16 protein-coding genes and 1 other RNA gene are annotated in these 19,495 nt (G+C 32.1%); 4 read left to right on the plus strand and 13 right to left on the minus strand.

The features are described from left to right. Positions 1 to 75 precede the first annotated feature (75 nt). Positions 76 to 780 carry a queuosine precursor transporter gene (locus tag QQM35_RS08400; RefSeq protein WP_251517076.1) on the plus strand — a complete coding sequence of 235 codons (705 nt, stop codon included), beginning with the start codon at positions 76 to 78 and terminating at the stop codon, positions 778 to 780. Positions 781 to 924: 144 nt separating this feature from the next. Next, positions 925 to 1,335, plus strand: a complete 411-nt coding sequence (locus QQM35_RS08405) for a ribonuclease HI family protein (RefSeq protein ID WP_251517078.1) — start codon at positions 925 to 927, stop codon at positions 1,333 to 1,335. A gap of 194 nt (positions 1,336 to 1,529) precedes the next feature. On the opposite strand, the gene QQM35_RS08410 is transcribed toward QQM35_RS08405, so the two are convergent. The 8 genes from QQM35_RS08410 to QQM35_RS08445 form a co-directional block, all read right to left on the minus strand. Next, positions 1,530 to 2,417 (minus strand): 5'-3' exonuclease, encoded by an 888-nt coding sequence (locus tag QQM35_RS08410; protein WP_342610322.1) that lies wholly within the window; start codon positions 2,415 to 2,417, stop codon positions 1,530 to 1,532. A 19-nt stretch (positions 2,418 to 2,436) separates the two neighbouring features. Further along, positions 2,437 to 5,877, minus strand: a complete 3,441-nt coding sequence (locus tag QQM35_RS08415; RefSeq protein ID WP_251520932.1) for a dynamin family protein — start codon at positions 5,875 to 5,877, stop codon at positions 2,437 to 2,439. A gap of 395 nt (positions 5,878 to 6,272) precedes the next feature. Continuing rightward, entirely contained in the window at positions 6,273 to 6,887 is a 615-nt protein-coding gene (locus QQM35_RS08420) for an SDR family oxidoreductase (protein ID WP_342610324.1), read from the minus strand. 300 nt (positions 6,888 to 7,187) lie between these two features. Continuing rightward, a complete protein-coding gene (locus tag QQM35_RS08425) occupies positions 7,188 to 8,324 on the minus strand; it encodes a class I SAM-dependent RNA methyltransferase (RefSeq protein WP_342610325.1) in 1,137 nt (378 codons plus the stop codon). Positions 8,325 to 8,463: 139 nt separating this feature from the next. Beyond that, an RNA gene (gene rnpB, locus QQM35_RS08430) (RNase P RNA component class B) lies at positions 8,464 to 8,839 on the minus strand. A gap of 105 nt (positions 8,840 to 8,944) precedes the next feature. After that, positions 8,945 to 9,277 carry a cell division regulator GpsB gene (gene gpsB, locus QQM35_RS08435; RefSeq protein WP_251520927.1) on the minus strand — a complete coding sequence of 111 codons (333 nt, stop codon included), beginning with the start codon at positions 9,275 to 9,277 and terminating at the stop codon, positions 8,945 to 8,947. Positions 9,278 to 9,290: 13 nt separating this feature from the next. Continuing rightward, entirely contained in the window at positions 9,291 to 9,854 is a 564-nt protein-coding gene (locus tag QQM35_RS08440; RefSeq protein ID WP_251520925.1) for a DUF1273 domain-containing protein, read from the minus strand. Further along, entirely contained in the window at positions 9,851 to 10,189 is a 339-nt protein-coding gene (locus QQM35_RS08445; RefSeq protein ID WP_251520923.1) for a DUF1798 family protein, read from the minus strand. Before QQM35_RS08445 ends, QQM35_RS08440 begins: the two co-directional genes overlap by 4 nt. Positions 10,190 to 10,571: 382 nt before the next feature. Here QQM35_RS08445 and recU point away from each other — a divergent pair, with 382 nt between their 5' ends. Together recU and QQM35_RS08455 are read left to right on the plus strand one after the other, a co-directional pair. Next, entirely contained in the window at positions 10,572 to 11,198 is a 627-nt protein-coding gene (gene recU / locus QQM35_RS08450; RefSeq protein WP_251520921.1) for a Holliday junction resolvase RecU, read from the plus strand. Then, positions 11,195 to 13,549 carry a transglycosylase domain-containing protein gene (locus tag QQM35_RS08455; RefSeq protein WP_342610326.1) on the plus strand — a complete coding sequence of 785 codons (2,355 nt, stop codon included), beginning with the start codon at positions 11,195 to 11,197 and terminating at the stop codon, positions 13,547 to 13,549. The genes recU and QQM35_RS08455 overlap by 4 nt, the downstream gene beginning before the upstream one ends. Positions 13,550 to 13,633: 84 nt before the next feature. Here QQM35_RS08455 and QQM35_RS08460 read toward each other — a convergent pair whose 3' ends face one another. The 5 genes from QQM35_RS08460 to QQM35_RS08480 all read right to left on the minus strand — a co-directional run bounded on the left by QQM35_RS08460 (position 13,634) and on the right by QQM35_RS08480 (position 19,487). Continuing rightward, the gene (locus QQM35_RS08460) at positions 13,634 to 13,966 is read right to left on the minus strand and encodes a YpoC family protein (RefSeq protein ID WP_251520916.1); all 333 of its coding nucleotides are present in this window, start codon (positions 13,964 to 13,966) and stop codon (positions 13,634 to 13,636) included. Positions 13,967 to 13,999: 33 nt separating this feature from the next. Further along, the gene (gene nth, locus QQM35_RS08465; RefSeq protein ID WP_251520914.1) at positions 14,000 to 14,653 is read right to left on the minus strand and encodes an endonuclease III; all 654 of its coding nucleotides are present in this window, start codon (positions 14,651 to 14,653) and stop codon (positions 14,000 to 14,002) included. Beyond that, positions 14,643 to 15,329, minus strand: coding sequence for a DnaD domain-containing protein (locus QQM35_RS08470; RefSeq protein ID WP_251520912.1), 687 nt, complete (start codon positions 15,327 to 15,329; stop codon positions 14,643 to 14,645). The genes nth and QQM35_RS08470 overlap by 11 nt, the downstream gene beginning before the upstream one ends. 78 nt (positions 15,330 to 15,407) lie before the next feature. Next, positions 15,408 to 16,700, minus strand: a complete 1,293-nt coding sequence (gene asnS, locus QQM35_RS08475; RefSeq protein WP_342610327.1) for an asparagine--tRNA ligase — start codon at positions 16,698 to 16,700, stop codon at positions 15,408 to 15,410. A gap of 99 nt (positions 16,701 to 16,799) precedes the next feature. Beyond that, entirely contained in the window at positions 16,800 to 19,487 is a 2,688-nt protein-coding gene (locus QQM35_RS08480; RefSeq protein WP_342610328.1) for a helicase C-terminal domain-containing protein, read from the minus strand. Between the last annotated feature and the right edge of the window lie 8 nt (positions 19,488 to 19,495).

Here is a 19,495-nt window from a genome sequence, read left to right on the forward strand (position 1 = left end):
TTTGGTAGAATAACAAAGTTGTCGAAATTGCGGTTTCTAAACACCCGCTGTAACAAAATTTAGGAGGTAATTAAATTGTTTAATGAAATTTTTGGCATATTTACCTTTATTGTAACATTTCTATTGTTAGTTACGATGTTCAGACTTTTTGGGAAACAAGGTTTGATTGTCTGGATTGCACTTGGAACAGTAATCGCCAATATTCAAGTTATAAAAACAATTGATATATTCACCATTTCCGCAACATTGGGTAATGTGATGTTTGCATCAATTTATTTAGCTACTGATATATTAAATGATATTTATGGAAGAAAGATTGCTAAACGTGCTGTCTGGTTAGGTTTTAGTTCAACTTTAGTAATGATTATTGTGATGCAAATGTCGTTACATTTTATTCCTGCTGATATCGATACATCTCAATCAGCTTTAGATACAATCTTTAATCTAGTTCCAAGAATTGCACTTGGGTCAATTATTGCTTATATTATTGGGCAACATTTAGATGTCTTTATTTTTTCATTAATTAAGAGAACATTTAATTCGGATAAAACATTTATTTTAAGAGCTTATGGAAGTACGATTATTAGTAATATATTAGATACAGCTTTATTCGTAACGATTGCATTTTTAGGTACAATGCCATTAGGAGCAGTGTTTGAAATCTTTATTACAACATATGTATTGAAGATGGTTTCAACAGTATTTAATGTGCCCTTTGGTTATTGGGCGAAGTCATTGTACCGTAAAGGTAAAATTAAACACTTAGACGAAGGTTATTAATATATAATATATATAACTTTAAGAGGTTTATTGGATATCTAACAGTATCTGGTAAACCTTTCTTTATATTAAAATTACGATAATTGGTATCATATCTATGGCTTTGATAATATTAGAGTAGTACTAATCATAAAGGTGAAGTTTATGGCGAAAATTTATTTTGATGCAGCAACTGCTGGCAATCCAGGTGAAAGTTTTGGAGCAGTGGTAATTATTACGGAAGATAATCGCTTTCATTATGAACAATCATTAGGCACACTCGATAATCATAGTGCAGAATGGGCTACTTTGATTTATGCTATGGAATGTGCAATCAAACATCAAATTGATACTGCAATTATTTATACTGATTCACAATTAGTAGAAGATAGTATTGAAAGAGGTAGAGTGAAATCTGAAAAGTTCAGACCATATTTTAATCAAGCCATCAAGTTATCTCAGCAGTTTGATTTATTTTTTGTAAATTGGATTCCACGCAATAAAAATAAAGAAGCAAACCATCATGCAAAAAACGCGTTATATAAGTTTACGAAATCCAATTCAAAAAAGCATTAAATAAATAACGGCGTATTATTTGTCTTACTTTTCTAACATATAGGTCTGAGTTCGCATATAATTCGAAGTGAGAATATAAATAAAGCCATGGAAAAGATTGTTACAACAATCTTTTCCATGGCTTTTTATAAAGAATTTGAGATCTCTATTCTAAGATGTTTTTTGTTTAATTTGTTGAAAGTTCTTTTGCTAAGTTATTTAAAGTTCGCTACCAAATATTTATGCGTAACTTTTAATTCGTGATTTTCACAAATGTTGAGAATTTCGGCTAAAGATTTATGATTTTTATAGTCCATACGTTCCAATAATGGTGTTGTTGAGATTGGTACGTGAAGATGAATTTGTGCTAAAGTCTTTGATAATTTTAAATCTTCTATGTTTGCTTCAATTTTTGAACGCTGACCTGGTGTAAGCTCATGAAGTGAATCTAGTACGCTTTCAACAGTATCATATTGGCGAATCAATTTAATCGCAGTCTTTTCACCGATACCTTTCACACCTGGATAACCATCTGAAGGATCACCCATAAACGCTTTAACATCAACGAGTTGTTTCGGATTAAGTTCATATTCTTCTTTAAAACGATCTAATGTATAACGATTGTATATATTAAATCCTTTTTTAGTTAACCATATTTCTACATTATCGTTTAGACACTGTAAGATATCTCGATCACCGGTAATGACATAAACTTCATTAGACGTAGAATATTCATGTGCCAAAGTACCTATGACATCGTCTGCCTCGTAATGATCTATACCAATATTAACGAAACCTAGTTCTTCAGTGATGGCTTTCACTTTGTCGAATTGAGGTATTAATTCTTCCGGTGGTTGAGGCCTATTTTGTTTATAACCTTCAAACATATCATTTCTGAATGTCACTTTTCCCATATCCCAACAAATAGCAACATGCGTTGGATTTATTTCGTGTATTGCTGTATAAACATGGCGCAGTACGCCCTGGATTGCATTCGTTGGAGTACCAGAGCTATTGCGCATAAATTGTTTATGAATACTCGTTGCATAAAAATGTCGGAATAACAAAGCCATACCATCCACGAGTAAAATTCTATTTGCCATGATATTGTACCTCTTTCTTTTACACGAGTTCTTTTAATGAAGCATTCGTGTCTTCTAATTGTTTTATCAGTGTTTCGTCTAAATCGAATGATAACAATTCTTTAATTTGGTCATGTAAGTCTGTTTCATAATTATCAAATCTTGTTTGAGCATTATCGTCCATTTGTTCAACGATTTGAGACAATGTTTCACGTAAATGGCTAATACCTGGAGCAAGTAATTCAATAGTTGTTTCATTTATTTTTGATTGAATTTCACTTTGCATTTTAGGTTGTAAAATATTTTTCTTAGATAATGATTTAGGTAATTGATCTACCATTTGATTTAATTCAATTTTTAATAATGGTTCATTAATTTCAATTTGACTACTATCAAATTCTGGATCGAAAAAGACATGTAAATGTGCTAAATCTTTCTTAAGTGGTGCAATTTCTGCATGTAATTGTTCATGGTAGTATTTTTTAATACGCTCTAATAATAATGTTTGTTCTAAATACAGACGTTGATGTATTTGATCTAAATAAATTTGCGTTGAATGACGTTTTTCTTCTTTAAAGTTACTATTTTTCGTCATCTGTCCGTTATAAATTGATTTTACTTCATCCAATAGTTGAATTTTTAAACGTTCATTTAAATGATAAACTTGGTCTTCGACTTCATTGTTCGTTCTTTGTTCTGCCGTTTGTAAAATACTTGGATCAATAATTTGTGATTCATCATAACGCTTTAACTGTTGGTTACGTTTTTCAATTTGGGCTTTATTATTATGTGCGTCCTCTATCATTTGCTCATATGCATTTGAAATGTGTTGAAGTTGTTGTAACATTTGACTTTGTAATATATCTTTTGATTCAACTTCAGCAAAGTAATCTATACTTTGCGTTAATTCTTTTATGCCCTCGTCTCCTGACTTTAAGGCTTCTCTACTAGATACGGGGAAGATTTGTGATTGCATATTCACTTTTGCTAATGCGTCTTCCACATAGTCTGTAACTGCATTTAAGTCTTCCTCGGATTCTGCTAAATCCGTAGCGTTAATAATCATTTTGAATGCTTGGTTTTCGTTCAGTTGATTCATTTCTTTCATATGTTCAATAAAGAGTTTGTCATTTTCTGTGAATGAATGGTTGAAATAACTTACATACAAGATTAAATCTGATGAAGTTAGCACTTTTTCAGTTTCATTTGTATGGCGTTGGTTGTTTGAGTGTAAACCTAAAGAATCGACGATGATTTTATCTTTTAACCATTCTAAAGGTAATTTAATGTGAACGGTATTTACGAATGTCGCATAAGCATCTTCGGCACTCCATTTTTTCACATCATCTTTAGAAATTGTATGTGTTAGACCGTCGTTCAACATTGATTGGTACATATCGAAATGTTGTTCAATAGCATTGACAAATGCTAATTTATTTTTTTCTAGTTTAGATTTAAGTTGTTTCGTATTTTTTTGTAAAAATGATGCCACGCTATCAAACGATTTATTTTCAAATTGGAAGACTTGGTTAAGTTCATCTAATAGTTGATCTTCTGATTTTAATGTTATTTGATTTTCATGACCATAAGTTAACTCCGTCATGGCAGCTGTTGTTGGGTTTGGTGAACTTACGAGATAATGGTCACCTAATAATGCGTTAATCAAACTACTCTTACCTGCACTGAATGTACCGAACACACCAATTTTAATAACTTTATTTTCAAGTCGTTCTAACGTGTCGTTAATATCTTTTTTCGTCTGTACGAATAAAGGCACATCTTCTATAAGTTTTAAACCTTTTTCTATGCGAGGTGTTTGGTCTGTCAGTTGATTCAGTTCACTTTTTTGTGTTTGACGACGTTGTGTTTCTTGTTCCTCATGGGCTTTAGGTGTGTAATCAATTTGTGTTCTACCGATTAATTTATCTAATGAATCATCAATATGGATATAATAATGCTGATAATTTTCAGTTTCAAGAGATTCTCTTAAATTGCGTAATTGCATAAATTTCTCGTAGTCATTAAAGTCTTCTTGCTGCTCTACAGACATATCTGAAGCTTCTGAATGGCTTATTGCTTTTTTAAATAACGGATCTGATTCTTTACCGATATACTGTTTAAGAGATTTCATTAAATCGTCTGAAAATGTGAGTACATATTGATTACTAATACTAATTTGCATTTGATATAAATCTGTAATTAACTCAGGCTTTATCGTATAATGCTGATTTAAAATTTCATTTTTAATTTCAGAAGAATTGATGAAACGTGTTAAAAATGCCATGTCACTACGTAATGGTTGGCGAACTTCTTGATTCACTTTCTCTTGTAACTGTTCAACAACTGCATCAAGTCTTTGTTGTTGTTCTTGTTCAGTTTTTGCCTTTTTATTAAACAATCCACCTACTTTGAAGTCTTTTGTTCGGCTTTCAAGATAATAACGAATTTTTTCTCTCGTATCATGCGTCATGATATAAGCATTTTCTAAAATATCTTTACGTTTTTGCTTTAAAAATTCATAAAGTTTTTCAGGATCATTTAATAACTTCGCTTCTTCGCTCACTTCTTGATTTTGTTGGAAATTAATATAAGCCTGGTCAAAATCTTCTTCTTTAATATCTAGCTCGTCTAAAGTGTCATGGATTTCGTCTTGGATATAAGATAATTGTTCCTTAGTAATGAAATTTACAATTCTGTCCACATAAGATTCAATTGACTCTCTATTATTATCTTTTTCAATTAAATAATCTGACAGAGCATTAATTTCATTATGTTCATGTTCAAATTTAGATACATAGAATATTCGATCAAGATCAATTTCCCATTCGCTAATTGATTGTTCGACACGTGATTTAAATGTATCAAAACTAATTTCATCGTCATTGTGTTTATCTATCTGATTGATTACAAAGACTACTGGTACTCCGGCTTGATTCAGTTGTTTCATGAATTGGAAATTAAGGGCAGATTGAACATGGTTATAATCAACGGTATAAAATAATAAATTACTTGTATACATAAATTCTTCGGTACTTGATTGGTGCGTTGCTACATTGGAATCAACGCCTGGTGTGTCTTGTAGCGTGAATCCATTGTTAAATTTATTAGAAGTTGATTTTATTTCCACAGATTCAACATCAATATTCTCTCTGTTCATTTGTTTTACTTCATCGTAGTTGTTCAACTCAGTGTACTTTTTATTGCTCAAATTAGCGATAATACCTTTTTCATCAGTAATTGAAACGATTGCTGTATTACTCGTTGTCGGTACAGGTGAACTAGGTAAGATACTTTCTTCTAATAGTGTATTGATTAAAGTCGATTTACCAGCAGAAAAATGTCCTACAAATGTGACAGTATATTGTTCTAAATAAACCTTTTTAATAACTTGATTAATAATATGAACAAGCCTATCATTATTTGATTTTTCTACTTCCTTTTTTAATTTATATAATATATCGAGTTGTTGCGTGTAATTCATTATTGTATCCCCTTTTATTACTGATTATGTAATTACATACATTGTATAATAAATTCCTCTCTGTCAAAAGGAAGACTATACATATTTATGAAACATTATTGATTAAGTTGTTTAAAAATGAACAAATCATTGAAATATTACGTTTTAAGAATATAATATCCCTTCCTAAATAAACGAGAAAAGAGTCTGAGACAAAAATATGTCTCAGACTCTTTGTCGACTAGGCAGTAGGTAGCTGGATAGAAAATGTGCTAATACTTAGCTTGCACTCCTAGTTCATTCCTTTTGTATAGGTCGGAAACTTAATAACTAGAGGCTTTTGAACGTAAATCACTATTACTCAAAGTTTCCGAAACGCATCATTATTTTTTATTATTATTCTAAATTTCTATAACTTATTCTTTTATCGGTTTGTTAATACCTATGTTTTTATTAAGGTGTAATTCTGGATTTTTAGCGATATTCACTGCGACTTCAGCGACACTCTTTCTTGAAACTTCTTTACCTTTAAATGGTTCATTTTTTTGTGTTATTTCATAATCAACTTCATTCATTTGTGTTAATTTAGCAGGTCTGAAGATTGTATAATCTAAGCCTGATTGTTCAATGATGTCCGCTGCCTTTTTATAAATAGGTAACATTTCCGCAATTTGTTGTTTAACCCATTCACCATACTCACCAGGAACTTCATCGTAAATACCTAAAGCTGTAACGAAAATAAGTCGTTTTACATTTTTCTCTTTCATTGCTTTTACAATATATTGCGCTTCTTTATCTAATTCTCCGGAGAGACTTGCAAAAACAATATCTACATCATTCATTGCATGACTTACATCTTCATAATTTGTTGCATCTCCTTCACGAACTCGAATTCTATCAGAAGCATAATAAGGTAATCGATTTGCGTCTCGTAAAAATAGTCTTAAAGTGAACGATGTATTTTCTAGAAATGAATTTATTGCAGCTTTTGAAACTTCTCCGTTTGCACCTAATATTAACACTCTTGCCATTTAATCACTCCTAATCTGTAATTATTTATAATTTTATATCTTAAACATTTATTTTCTTTTATTGATGATTAATATAAATTTAGCGTTTTATAAAAGAAAGTATTATCCTTTTACCTCACACTACTATAGTTTGACCTTTTATTCTAATGATAAACGCTTAAAGTCGCATGAATCAAATTAAGTTATGAAATGTGTAAGTTTCAAATTTTTAGATAGATTAAGTTTACTGAAAAAGAAATACGACGAATACATTTGTCGCAACAAACTGATTCGTCGTATGAATTGATGTTTACGTTTTTATTAATCTTTTTTAGGCAGTTTTTTACCCCAATATTGGAAATAAGTACACTTGATATAGCCGTTAAATAATTTACGGCGTTTTGTAGCTTTTTTATTTACTAAATGTTCGAATTCAGAATAGCTTGTTAGTATATATGCAGATAAATATGGGTTTTCATTAAGCAATTTACCAATATAACGGTACATTTCTTCTACTTCGTCGCGGTCTCCGATACGTTCACCATAAGGCGGGTTACCAACGAGTGCAACGGGTTTATCTTTATCAACAGTTAATGTATTTACATCTTTAATATTAAAGTTGATGATATCACTAAGTCCAACTTCTTCGGCATTACGACGCGCAATTTCTATCATTTCAGGATCAATATCCGAAGCGTAAATTTCAATTTTCCTATCGTAATCTGCTTGTTGATCAGCTGCGTCACGCATTTCGTTGTAGAGTTGGTCAGGCATCATGTCCCAAGATTCTGAGACAAAGTCACGATTAAAGCCAGGTGCTATATTTTGTGCAATTAAACTAGCTTCAATGGCAATAGTCCCTGAACCACAGAAGGGATCTATTAACGGTGTATCGCCTGTCCAGTTAGCTAACCGAATAAGGCTTGCAGCAAGTGTTTCTTTAATTGGTGCTTCCCCTTGTGCCATACGATATCCACGTTTGTTGAGACCTGAACCTGATGTATCGACTGTTAATAATGCCTTATCTTTTAATATGGCTACTTCGACTGGATATTTCGCTCCTGTCTCATCTAACCAACCACTTTGTTGATATGCTTCTTTCAAGCGTTCAACGATTGCTTTTTTAACTATAGCTTGGCAATCAGGTACACTATATAAAGTGGATTTTACACTTCGTCCTTGAACTGGAAAGTTTCCACCATTTTCAATAATTGTCTCCCAAGGTAACGCTTTTGTTTGTTCAAATAAACTATCGAATGTTGTTGCTTTAAATTGTCCCATAACAATTTTTAATCTATCTGCAGTACGTAACCACAAATTACACTTTGCGATAGCTTCTTCGTCACCTTCGAAAAAGATTCGACCGTTTTCGACAGTTGTTTCGTACCCTAATTCTTGGACTTCTTTTGCCACGACGGATTCTAATCCCATTGGGCATACGGCTAGTAGTTGGTACATGTTATGTCTCCTTCTTAAAAGTAATTATGTATTTATTTTATCAAAAGTTCATTTAAATAGATATGTGTAGATTCAGTTGTAATATTTTAAAATTAAAAAAGCTCTCCGAAATGGGAGAGCTTGGGTCTAGTGATGGTATTTCTGTAAGCCATGTTTTGTACCATTGTACTACGAACGTGCACTAGTCACACTTGTACGCAGGTGGTAATCATCTGTCTCCATTCTTCACTAAAGAATGGCTTAATTATGCGTTGAATTCCGCTAAAAAAGTGCTCCTACCTAATTTGGATTGCTCACTCGAGGGGTTTACCGCGTTCCACCTTTTATATTTCTATAAAAGCTACGTCACTGTGGCACTTTCAAACTATTCTAACCATATCAAAAGACTTAGGTTATTTCGTTGCCGTCAATTTAATGCCTTGACTTATTGTTTCGTCAAGCACGAACACTACAATCATCTCAGATTGTGTGAGCATGGACTTTCCTCTATATCGCTATAGCGATTACCCGAAACACCATCTTTAGAATTGTATCATTTTTCTTAGATTGAAACAATAAAAAACAAGTTTTGTTTGAAAACAAAACTTGTTTAAATCGATATTGCAATATTAAAAGTAGTATTACTTACCGAAAACTGCTTTTTCCAAGTTAGAAATTCTTTTAAGAATATCAACATTATTACTTGAATTGTTGTTAGATGAGAAGTTTTTATTCTCTTGTGGGCGTGAAGTTGCCACACGTAAACGTAATTCTTCAAGTTCTTTTTTAAGTTTATTGTTTTCTTCTGATAATTTAACGACTTGGCTATCTAAATCTGACATTTTTTGGTAATCTGCAATGATGTCGTCTAAGAAGGCATCAACTTCTTCCCTTCTATAACCACGTGTCATTGTTTTCTCGAAATCTTTTTCATAAATATCTTTTGCTGATAATTTTAAAGAAACATCTGCCATTTTTTTCACCTCATTAGAAACTTTGATCTTGAGACCATTGTAAATCGTTGATAAACTCAGTCAATTCATCAAACGTAACAATGTCACAAGTATAATTTGTTTTGTCCATAAAATCAACTAACATATGTTTAAAATACTTTGGGCTCGCCTCTTGTTCTTCATCATATATTAATAATGTTTGATCTGTATGATCTAACATAAACTGATCAGTTTGTTTAAATTGATGAGGCCCTTCATATGATGAGTGGAATACACTTTCAGCAAAATCACTTTGTTGTAAAATCTTTTGGTATTTTAGTTGGTTTTGCTCATTCCACTGTTCACTATGCCCGTAGAATGGAGTAATAATACCTAACTTCAACTCCGGGTATGTAGTTTTTAAATCAAGTACTTCTTCTGCTGCCCATAATTCTATACCCAACTTACCTTGTATTAATACCCATTCTAAACCTTCTTCAATCAGTAAAATTAATTTGTGGCGAATAAATTGTTTAAGATATGCCACTTCTGGAATATCTTCTTTAAATATATTAAGTTCAAAAGGCTTATAACCTGTTACATAAACTGTCTTAATCATAATTGAGTTTCACTTCTTTGTATATATGATAAATCATACTGAACGGCTTTTAATTTTTCAGTAAATAGTTTGCGGCTCGTACGTTGGAAATGACATTCAACGGATAATTCTTCAATGTTTGATATTAATAATTGATACTTTTGTAAGTTCATATAAGGTAAGTCGATGATACTTGTTTTATAATACATAAACTGTTTTAGAAGTGCATCTATTTCTTGTGTGAACGGAACGACGTCATTATAAAAATCATAATCCGAATTTGTTGATTTTACTTCTTCGTATCGTTCCTGCATCGTCTGAACTTTATGTAAAAGTTGAGAAATAAGGGTATGCATGAAGTTCCCTCCTACAACTTAAATTTATCATGAAAAAAGTTGTTAGTCATTTTAAGTGTGGCAATCAACTATAAAACTTTAATAAGTTGATTTCGGTTTGTTGTCTGGCATAAATGAATAGCATTTTCTAGAAATAGAGTCGAAAAGTAGTGCTAATATATCGGGTGCAGATAACAAGCCTTAAATCTTTTTTGCGTATCTAAAACTAACATATATGTTAGTTCTTACAATCTTTATTGTTTATTTAGAGAAAGCACGTTAAAATAATAACTAATGTATTTATACTCCATTAAATACATTAATTTGTAGTTTGGTATTTCCATTTGACTTCGGTTATAATGGAAAAGGTTTTGTAAACCAAACAAAAAGTGGTGATAATACATTGAATTATCCTAATGGAAGACCATTTAAAGGAAATAAGACTCAGGTCGGACGTACAAATACCACGCAATCTAGTAATATTAATTACGGTGGTAGAGGTATGTCATTAGAAAAAGACATAGAATTATCGAACAAATATTATTTGGATAACGAAATCGCTGTCATTCATAAGAAACCTACCCCAGTGCAAATAGTAAATGTTCATTACCCCATGAGAAGTAAGGCTGTCATAAACGAGGCTTATTTCAGAACACCTTCAACTACCGATTATAATGGAATTTATAATGGGTATTATTTAGACTTTGAAGCAAAAGAGACGAAAAATAAAACTTCATTTCCATTAAGTAATATGCATAAACATCAAGTTAAACATATGGATGCATGTTTCAATCAAAATGGAGTTGTGTTTTTACTCATTAGATTTAAAACATTAGATGAAGTTTATCTTTTGCCTTATGCTAATTTTAAATATTTTTGGGAAAGATATTTAAATGGAATTAAAAAGTCTATAACGGTTGAAGAAATTAAAAAAAATGGTTACTATATTCCCTATCAGTATCAACCACGTTTGAATTACATCAATGCTGTTGATAAGTTGATATTAGATGAAAGTGAGGACCGCGTATGACGGAAAAGAAAGGGACTTCACTTACTAATAAAAGTAGTGAGTCCGGACAAAAGAATAATAGAAATGTGAAGCGAACGATTATCAAAATCTTTGGTTTTCTTGTAATCGCCTTTATTGCATTAGCTCTTATTGGTATTTTGCTCTTTGCATATTATGCTTGGAAAGCACCTGCATTTACAGATGCAAAATTAAGTGATAACAAGCCAGCTAAAATCTATGACAGAGATGGCGACTTAGTTAAGACACTTGATAATGGTGCCAGACAAGAGCACGTTGACATTGACAAAGTACCTAAACAGATGAAAGATGCTGTATTAGCAACTGAAGATAACAGTTTCTACAAACACGGAGCAATTGATTACAAACGTTTATTTGGCGCTGTAGCTAAAAACGTTACAGGTGGATTTGGTTCACAAGGTGCTTCTACGTTAACACAACAAGTTGTTAAACGTACTTTCCTTAATGACCAAAAATCTATCGGCCGTAAAGCTCAAGAAGCATATCTTTCATACCGTCTAGAGCAAGAATATAGTAAAGATGAAATTTTCCAAATTTACTTGAACAAAATTTATTACTCTGATGGTGTGACAGGTGTTAAAGCTGCTGCTAAATATTATTTCAACAAAGATTTAGATGATTTGAGTTTAGCAGAATCAGCTTATCTTGCAGGTTTACCACAGGTTCCGAACCTAAACAATGTTTATGATCATCCAAAACAAGCTGAGAATCGTAAAGATACAGTGCTTTATCTAATGGCCAAACATGGCAGAATTACTGAAAAACAAAAAGAAAAAGCACAAAAAACTTCTTTACAAGATACTTTAGTAAAACGTACTGATAAACAACGTCAAGTTACTGAAGATAAATCTAATAAAGAATACGATTCATACATCAACTTCGTTAAGTCAGAGTTAATGAACAACAAAGAATTCAAAAATGAAAAACTTGGCGATGTATTAAACAGCGGTATTAAGATTTACACAAACATGGATAAAGATGTTCAAAAAACATTGCAAAACCGTATCGACAATGGTAATTACTATAAAAACGGTGACCAACAAGTAGGTTCAAGTATTGTCGATAGTGAGAGTGGCGGACTTGTTGCGATATCTGGTGGTCGTGACTACGAAGATATTAAAGATAGAAACTTAGCAACGGATCCTCACCCTACTGGTTCATCATTAAAACCATTCTTAGCATACGGTCCAGCGATTGAAAATATGCAATGGGCAACAAACCATGAAATCCAAGATGAGGCCAATTATCAAGTTGATGGTGTAGGCTTCAAAAACTACGATGGTAATGGTCACGGAAATGTAAGATTATACGATGCATTACGTGAAAGTTTCAACATTCCAGCGCTTAAAGCTTGGCAAGCATCTAAAGAAGATGCAGGCGAAGATGCACCTAAGAAATTTGCCGAGAATGTTGGCTTAGATTATCAAAGTAAAATCGGCGCTTCTGAAGTACTTGGTGGTTCATCTTCAGAATTCTCACCTACTCAATTAGCATCAGCCTTTGCATCTATTGCCAATGGCGGTGACTATAACAACGCGCATTCAATTAAGAAAGTTGTTAAAGACGACGGTGAAACTGTGGAATATGAACATATAAGTAAGAAAGCTATGAAAGATTACACAGCTTACATGTTAGCAGAAGTATTAAAAGGTACATTTGAACCTTATGGTTCTGCTTATGGACATGGCGTTTCTGGTGTTAACCTTGCAGCTAAAACAGGTACTGGTACGTATGGCGACCAAACTTATAAACAATATAACTTACCTGATGATGCTGCCAAAGACGTTTGGATTAACGGTTTCACTCCTAAATACAGTATGTCTGTATGGATGGGCTTCAACCAAGTTAAACAAGGTGGAACAAATTCATTCGTCGGACACAAAGAACAAGAATACCCACAATATTTACTTGAAGATGTTATGGGTGACATTGCTTCTAAAGATGGTAAAGACTTCGAGAAACCAGATTCTGTTGAAGGATCTGACAAAGATTCATTATCTGTTAAAGGTCATGAAGACCACAATACAACGAGTGATAAACCAGAAGGACAAGGTAGTTCAAGCAGTTCTTCAAGCTCAGACAAAAAAGATGATGATAAACAAAGTAGCAATTCATCTTCACAATCTAGATCATCAAGCAATAACTCGAGCGGTGGTACATCAAATAGTGGAACTGTAACAAATGGTAGTGCTAGTAATGCAAGTGGTAATAACCAACAAAATGCTGGTGCTAACCAACAAAATTCAAGCAGTTCAAATGGTTCTAGTGGCTCAAACGCTTTAAGTAGTTTATTTAACTTAAATGCAATTTTTGGTAATAATAAAGCATCTTAAGTTAGTTTAAAACCCGATTCCAATATGGAATCGGGTTTTTTTCTTATCAATTTAATTTTGTAAATGTAGCTTACTTAATCTGTATTATGAATGTTTATTTTTTGAACGGATTTTATATGAGGCGTTCATTTTAACTAACTCCGTTTTTAAAGTTTTCATTTGTCTATAGCCCATGAAGTGATATTTACGTTCAATCATATAATGATAACGTTCTTCGAAATTCATAGGTACAACTGGATAATCTTCCATTTGATCAAAATCGATTGAAGCGACATCATTTATTTCTTTAAAGTAATTGATAATTAAGTCGAAATATTGATCTAATAAATCTTTTGCTTCTGGAGTTTTTAATTTTTTGGCTTGTGCAAATTTATCCAATTGTTCTTCAAGTTGTGTAAAACGATCTTTATCCGTCATGTTTAATTCACACCTCTTAGTTACTGTTTTAAACTATTTTGCTTCAGCTTTGATACGCTTTTGTCCTTCTCTACACATTTCTAATAATGGACAAATATCACACTTTGGTTTTCGAGCTAAACAATGATAACGTCCGAAAAAAATAAGTTGATGATGTGATTTATTCCAACGTTCTTTAGGAATAACTTTGCATAATCTATCTTCTACTTGTCTTACGTTGTCTTTCCAACGACAAATACCTAACCTTTTTGAAACACGTTCTACATGTGTATCAACGGCTAATGAGGGTTCATCAAAGGCAACACTCATTACAACATTTGCCGTTTTTCTACCTACACCGGCTAAACTTTCTAATTCTTTGTGCGTATTTGGTATTTTTCCATCAAATTTTTCTAACAATGACTGACATAATTTTTTTATATTTTTGGCTTTATTTCGATATAAACCGATTGTGCGTAAATCATTCTCTAATTCTGAAATATCTACATCAATATAGTCTTGGGGTGTTTTGTATTTTTTAAATAAAGATTTAGTTATTTTGTTGACTGAATTATCGGTAGTCTGTGCAGATAAAAGTACAGCAATTGTAAGTTCAAATGCATTGTCATGTACGAGTTCAATTTGTGCATTTGGAAACATATCTGCAATGATGTCTATCATTTCAAGGGATTTTTTATTACTTATCATTTGAATTCTCTCCATTCAACCAATCAAATTTCGGAACTTTCTTCACATTATGTTTCATTTGTGGTTTGTGAAATTGGTGACTTACTTTTTTAGAATCTTCAATGGTTTCCACATTATTTTTCTTCCAATTTAATAAGATACGATCAATATATTTGAAACTCATTTTACTTTGCATCATTGCTTCATCAAGTGCAGCTTGAATAATATTTAAACTATGTTGATCATAATCAATCCATTGATTGAGCGTTTCTATTTCAAACGGTGACAATGGTCTTCCAAATGCTTGTTCAAATTGCTGAAATAACGTTTGAAACGCAATCTTATCTTGATTTGATGCTTCTTTCACATTAAGTTGCTCAAATAGTTCATTTAGTTTTTCATAAAATTTATCAAGATTCATGTATTCAGTGAATTTACCTTCTTCATCTTTGCTAACATTTAAATCTAATAAATCAAGTTGAATTAAATTTTGGATAATTGAGGTAATTGCACGCGAATCTAATGTTGTACCTTGCTGTAATGACTCTACTGTAGGTTGCTTTTTTGAAATTTCAGAAGCATATATGAGTTTAATCAATATAACGAGATCCGTTTCTGTTAATCCGAACTCATTATAGTGCTCAAGTAGTTCTTTATGGATAATGACGGGTCTACTTTTTAAAAATTCTATATTCAATTTAATCACCTCAATGGTTTACATTTTGAAAAACGCCCAGTCTTTTAATCAGACTGGACGTAATGTTAGTCGTACTGTTTATGGATATAAACGGTTTAGTAAACGTGGGAACGGTGAAGTTTCTCTTACATGTTCTACACCTGTTAACCAAGCTACAGTTCTTTCTAGACCTAAACCAAATCCACTATGCGGTACACTACCGTAACGACGTAAATCTAAATAATAACTATAACTTTCTGCATCTAACTGATGTTCATCAATACGTTGTTCTAGTAAAGATAAATCATTGATACGCTCTGAACCACCAATGATTTCACCGTATCCTTCTGGTGCGATTAAATCGGCACAAAGCACTGTGTCCTCATTATCTGGATTAGGTTGCATATAAAATGGTTTAATTTTCGTTGGATAATTTGTGATAAATACAGGTAAATCATAGTGATTGGCAATCGCAGTTTCATGTGGAGCTCCGAAATCTTCGCCCCATTCAATATCATCGAAACCTTGTTCCTTTAAGAATTCTACTGCGTCATCATAAGTGATACGTGGGAAAGGTGTTGTTACCTTTTCAAGATTCGTAGTATCTCGATCTAATGCTTTCAAATCTAATTTACAGTTCTTCAATACTGATTGAACGACATGAGCTACATATTGTTCTTGAATTTCTAGACTTTGTTGATGATTACAAAAAGCCATTTCAGGTTCAATCATCCAAAATTCAATCAAGTGACGACGTGTTTTTGATTTTTCGGCTCTGAACGTTGGACCAAAAGAAAATACACGACCATGTGCCATTGCTGCTGCTTCCATGTATAATTGACCACTTTGAGATAAGAACGCATCTTCATCGAAATATTTTGTATGGAATAATTCACTTGTACCTTCTGGCGCACTTGCAGTTAATATCGGTGGATCAATTTTAGTGAAATCATTATCATTAAAGAATTCGTAAGTTGCTCGAATGATTTCATTACGAATTTTCATAACGGCATGTTGTTTCTTTGAACGTAGCCATAAATGACGATGATCCATTAAAAACTCTGTTCCATGGTCTTTTGGTGTGATTGGATAATCATGCGCTTCAGCAATGACTTCTATTGATTTAACTTGCATTTCGTAACCTAAATCTGAGCGATAATCTTCTGTTATTTCCCCTGTCACGTATAAAGAAGTTTCTTGCGTAATGTCTTTTGCAAGTTGGAAAACTTCTTCTGAAACATTATTTTTTACAACTACTCCTTGCATAAAACCTGTTCCGTCTCTAAGTTGTAGGAAAGCAATTTTCCCACTTGAGCGTTTATTCGTTAACCACGCTCCGATTGTTACTTCTTCATTGAGATGCTGTTTTGCTTGTTTAATTGTAGTATTCATAACCAAACTCCTAATTTTATTTCTTCATTTAACACTTATTTATTTTAACAAAATACGTATTTAAGTTCTAGTTGATTCACTGAAAGGAAATATTTAAAACTAGGATTTATTTAATTTCTCTAATATTTTAGTAAATTGTTTGATATTTCCTTTTCGTTGTTGGTAATTTTCTAACGTTTGTTTGAAAAATTGTCTGTAATTGCTTCTAATTAATCGATCATCGAACGAAACAATAATACCTTTATCATCTTCATTACGTATTAAGCGACCTAAGCCCTGTCGGAAGCGAGTCACAGCATCAGGTAAAATATATTCTTTAAATGTTGAGGCGAACTCTGACTCCATTAACCAATATTTCGCGTTATTTTGATTCATAAATGGTAATTTTGCAATCATTACACATTTCACACCCGTAGATTGGAAGTCAAAGCCTTCAAAGAACGTTCCTGTACCGAGCAATATAGATTTATCGAAACTATTAAATTGTTGCACTATTTTATAATTTTGATTTTGTTGCTGGCTTAATATCACATAATCATCAAGTTCAGGTAAGTCGAACAATAATTCTTGAACCATATACATCATTTTATAGCTCGTGAAAAGTACGAGACATTTTGATTCAACTACATTTACGTATTCAACGATATAATTAACGATTGAAGATACATATGCTTCCGTATTTTTATAATTATATGATGTTACGTCATTTGGCAAGAATACCGTAGTTTGATTCGAAGATGTCATTTTATGATCTAATTCATAAGTATTAAAAGTTATGTCTTCTGTAAACCACTGTTTAAAATGATCAAATGAATGATTGAACGTTAAAGTCCCTGAAATGAATGTTAGTGAATTAAACTGGTTTAGCACTTGTTTTGTTAAAATATCTTTGACTTCGTAGTCTTTTACATGCAACTTAATTGTTGATTTTTGATTTAAATTTTTAATTGATAAATAGCTAACATGTTCATTTGTGAGACTCTGTTCAATCGCTTTAAATCGATTGTTAATATAAAGCAATTGTTTACGGACTGTTTTAATTGTTGGGTGACTCATTCCATTGAAGAACTCCAACGTAACATTTAATTTATGAATAATATGTTGTAAATGCTCGATAATAATATTGACGTCAAATTGATAGACAAAATGTTCCCTATTTATTTCATCATCATAAACATTTGATTTTTGAACAATTTCTAACAATGAATTAAATAAACGGTCATTTAATTCATGTACTTCATTTATCATCGTTTTAAGACCAAATACATCTATAGGTGGGATGTCAAGTTTCTCCAATATGCGTTGTTGCTCTAGGTTGTCTATTAATTTTAATGATTTTTCTTGTTCTGTTTTACCGATTAAGCCAAGTTGGTATTTTATATCTGAATAACTCAGTTCATTTGTGACTTGATTTAATGCATAGTCAGGCAGTCTATGTGCCTCATCAATAATACAATCATCGAACAATTCGTATATTGCATTGTCAGGCATAGCATGAATGAGGTGTGCATGATTCGTAATACCGATTTGTATATTTTGTGTATTTCGTTTTATAAAATTGAAATAATGCAAATCATTGCGCACAGGCACATATGTGTCTAAGCGCTGTTCAAAATACATTTTTTGGCCGCCTTTTAACCCTAATTCTTGTATATCCCCTGTCTCAGTTTCGGTTAACCAAACGAGTAATTGCATCTTTAATAAATTAACGTCATAGTTATTTGAGCCTTCTTTTAAAATTTGGCTTACCATACCTAAGGAAATATAGTCTCTTCGACTTTTGATTAAATAGGCATTGATTTTAAAGTTAAGCGCTTGTTTTAATGCAGGTATATCTTTTTCTAAAAGTTGATTTTGTAATAATTTCGTATTTGTCGAAATCATCACGTGTTTACCTGTCTCAATATAATACATAATGGCAGCTAATAAATATGCGAATGATTTACCGCTTCCTAATGGTGCTTCAATCATTGCTTTTTCATTATGCATTAATTGTTCAAGTATGATTTCAGATAAATATAACTGCTGAGGACGATATGTAAGGTTGAGCTTTTCAGTAATCAGAGTGTATAAATCTTTTAAAGTGCCATCGAAATCTAAAATGGGTGCTTTAAAATCGGTTTGTCTTTTATATATAATTTGTTCAAATTGTTCGTATTTATCCCCTAATAACTGTTGAGGCTGCGTTCTTACCATTTCAAAAATGATGTCATTTAAGTCATATTTTAAGTTTTTCGTTAAATAATAAAGTTGCTTTAAAGTATCTGTCGGTAAAGCTTCTAGTTTATTAAATGCTTTAACCATTAACTGTGCTGTTGTTTCAGCATCTTCATCAGCTCTATGAGCATGATTCAATTGAATATGATGAGCTTCGGCTAATTCACTTAACTGATAACTTTTATCTGTAGGGAACGCAATTTTAAATAACTCTAAAGTATCTAATACTTTTCGTGGTTGATATTTTATATGACAATTACTAAAAGCTTTCTTTAAAAAGTTAAGATCAAACGATACATTGTGTGCAACGAACACGCAATTTTTTATTTTACTATAGAGTTCAGAGGCTATTTCTTTAAAATATGGTGCTTGTGTTAACATATCTTCTTCAATAGACGTTAAAGCTTGTATAAAAGGAGGAATTTCTAGGTCAGTTTTAATCATAGAGTGATAGCTATCTATAATCTTGTTGTCTTGGACGAAAGTAACGCCAACTTGAATAATATCGTCATAATTAAGTTGGTTACCTGTTGTCTCTAAATCTATCACTGCATAACAAGGTTTATTCATGTTTATTC

Origin of the sequence: Staphylococcus hsinchuensis (genome assembly GCF_038789205.1) — a bacterium.
GTDB lineage: Bacteria > Bacillota > Bacilli > Staphylococcales > Staphylococcaceae > Staphylococcus > Staphylococcus hsinchuensis.

Excerpts from the sequence above, each read along its gene's own strand:
- QQM35_RS08455 (WP_342610326.1), top strand. The coding sequence starts at position 11,195 with ATGACGGAAAAGAAAGGGACTTCACTTACTAATAAAAGTAGTGAGTCC.
- gpsB (WP_251520927.1), bottom strand. The coding sequence starts at position 9,277 with ATGGCAGATGTTTCTTTAAAATTATCAGCAAAAGATATTTATGAAAAA.
- QQM35_RS08460 (WP_251520916.1), bottom strand. The coding sequence starts at position 13,966 with ATGACGGATAAAGATCGTTTTACACAACTTGAAGAACAATTGGATAAA.
- QQM35_RS08415 (WP_251520932.1), bottom strand. The coding sequence starts at position 5,877 with ATGAATTACACGCAACAACTCGATATATTATATAAATTAAAAAAGGAA.
- QQM35_RS08480 (WP_342610328.1), bottom strand. The coding sequence starts at position 19,487 with ATGAATAAACCTTGTTATGCAGTGATAGATTTAGAGACAACAGGTAAC.
- nth (WP_251520914.1), bottom strand. The coding sequence starts at position 14,653 with ATGATAAGTAATAAAAAATCCCTTGAAATGATAGACATCATTGCAGAT.
- QQM35_RS08420 (WP_342610324.1), bottom strand. The coding sequence starts at position 6,887 with ATGGCAAGAGTGTTAATATTAGGTGCAAACGGAGAAGTTTCAAAAGCT.
- QQM35_RS08440 (WP_251520925.1), bottom strand. The coding sequence starts at position 9,854 with ATGATTAAGACAGTTTATGTAACAGGTTATAAGCCTTTTGAACTTAAT.
- asnS (WP_342610327.1), bottom strand. The coding sequence starts at position 16,700 with ATGAATACTACAATTAAACAAGCAAAACAGCATCTCAATGAAGAAGTA.
- QQM35_RS08445 (WP_251520923.1), bottom strand. The coding sequence starts at position 10,189 with ATGCATACCCTTATTTCTCAACTTTTACATAAAGTTCAGACGATGCAG.
- QQM35_RS08425 (WP_342610325.1), bottom strand. The coding sequence starts at position 8,324 with ATGTACCAACTACTAGCCGTATGCCCAATGGGATTAGAATCCGTCGTG.
- QQM35_RS08410 (WP_342610322.1), bottom strand. The coding sequence starts at position 2,417 with ATGGCAAATAGAATTTTACTCGTGGATGGTATGGCTTTGTTATTCCGA.
- QQM35_RS08405 (WP_251517078.1), top strand. The coding sequence starts at position 925 with ATGGCGAAAATTTATTTTGATGCAGCAACTGCTGGCAATCCAGGTGAA.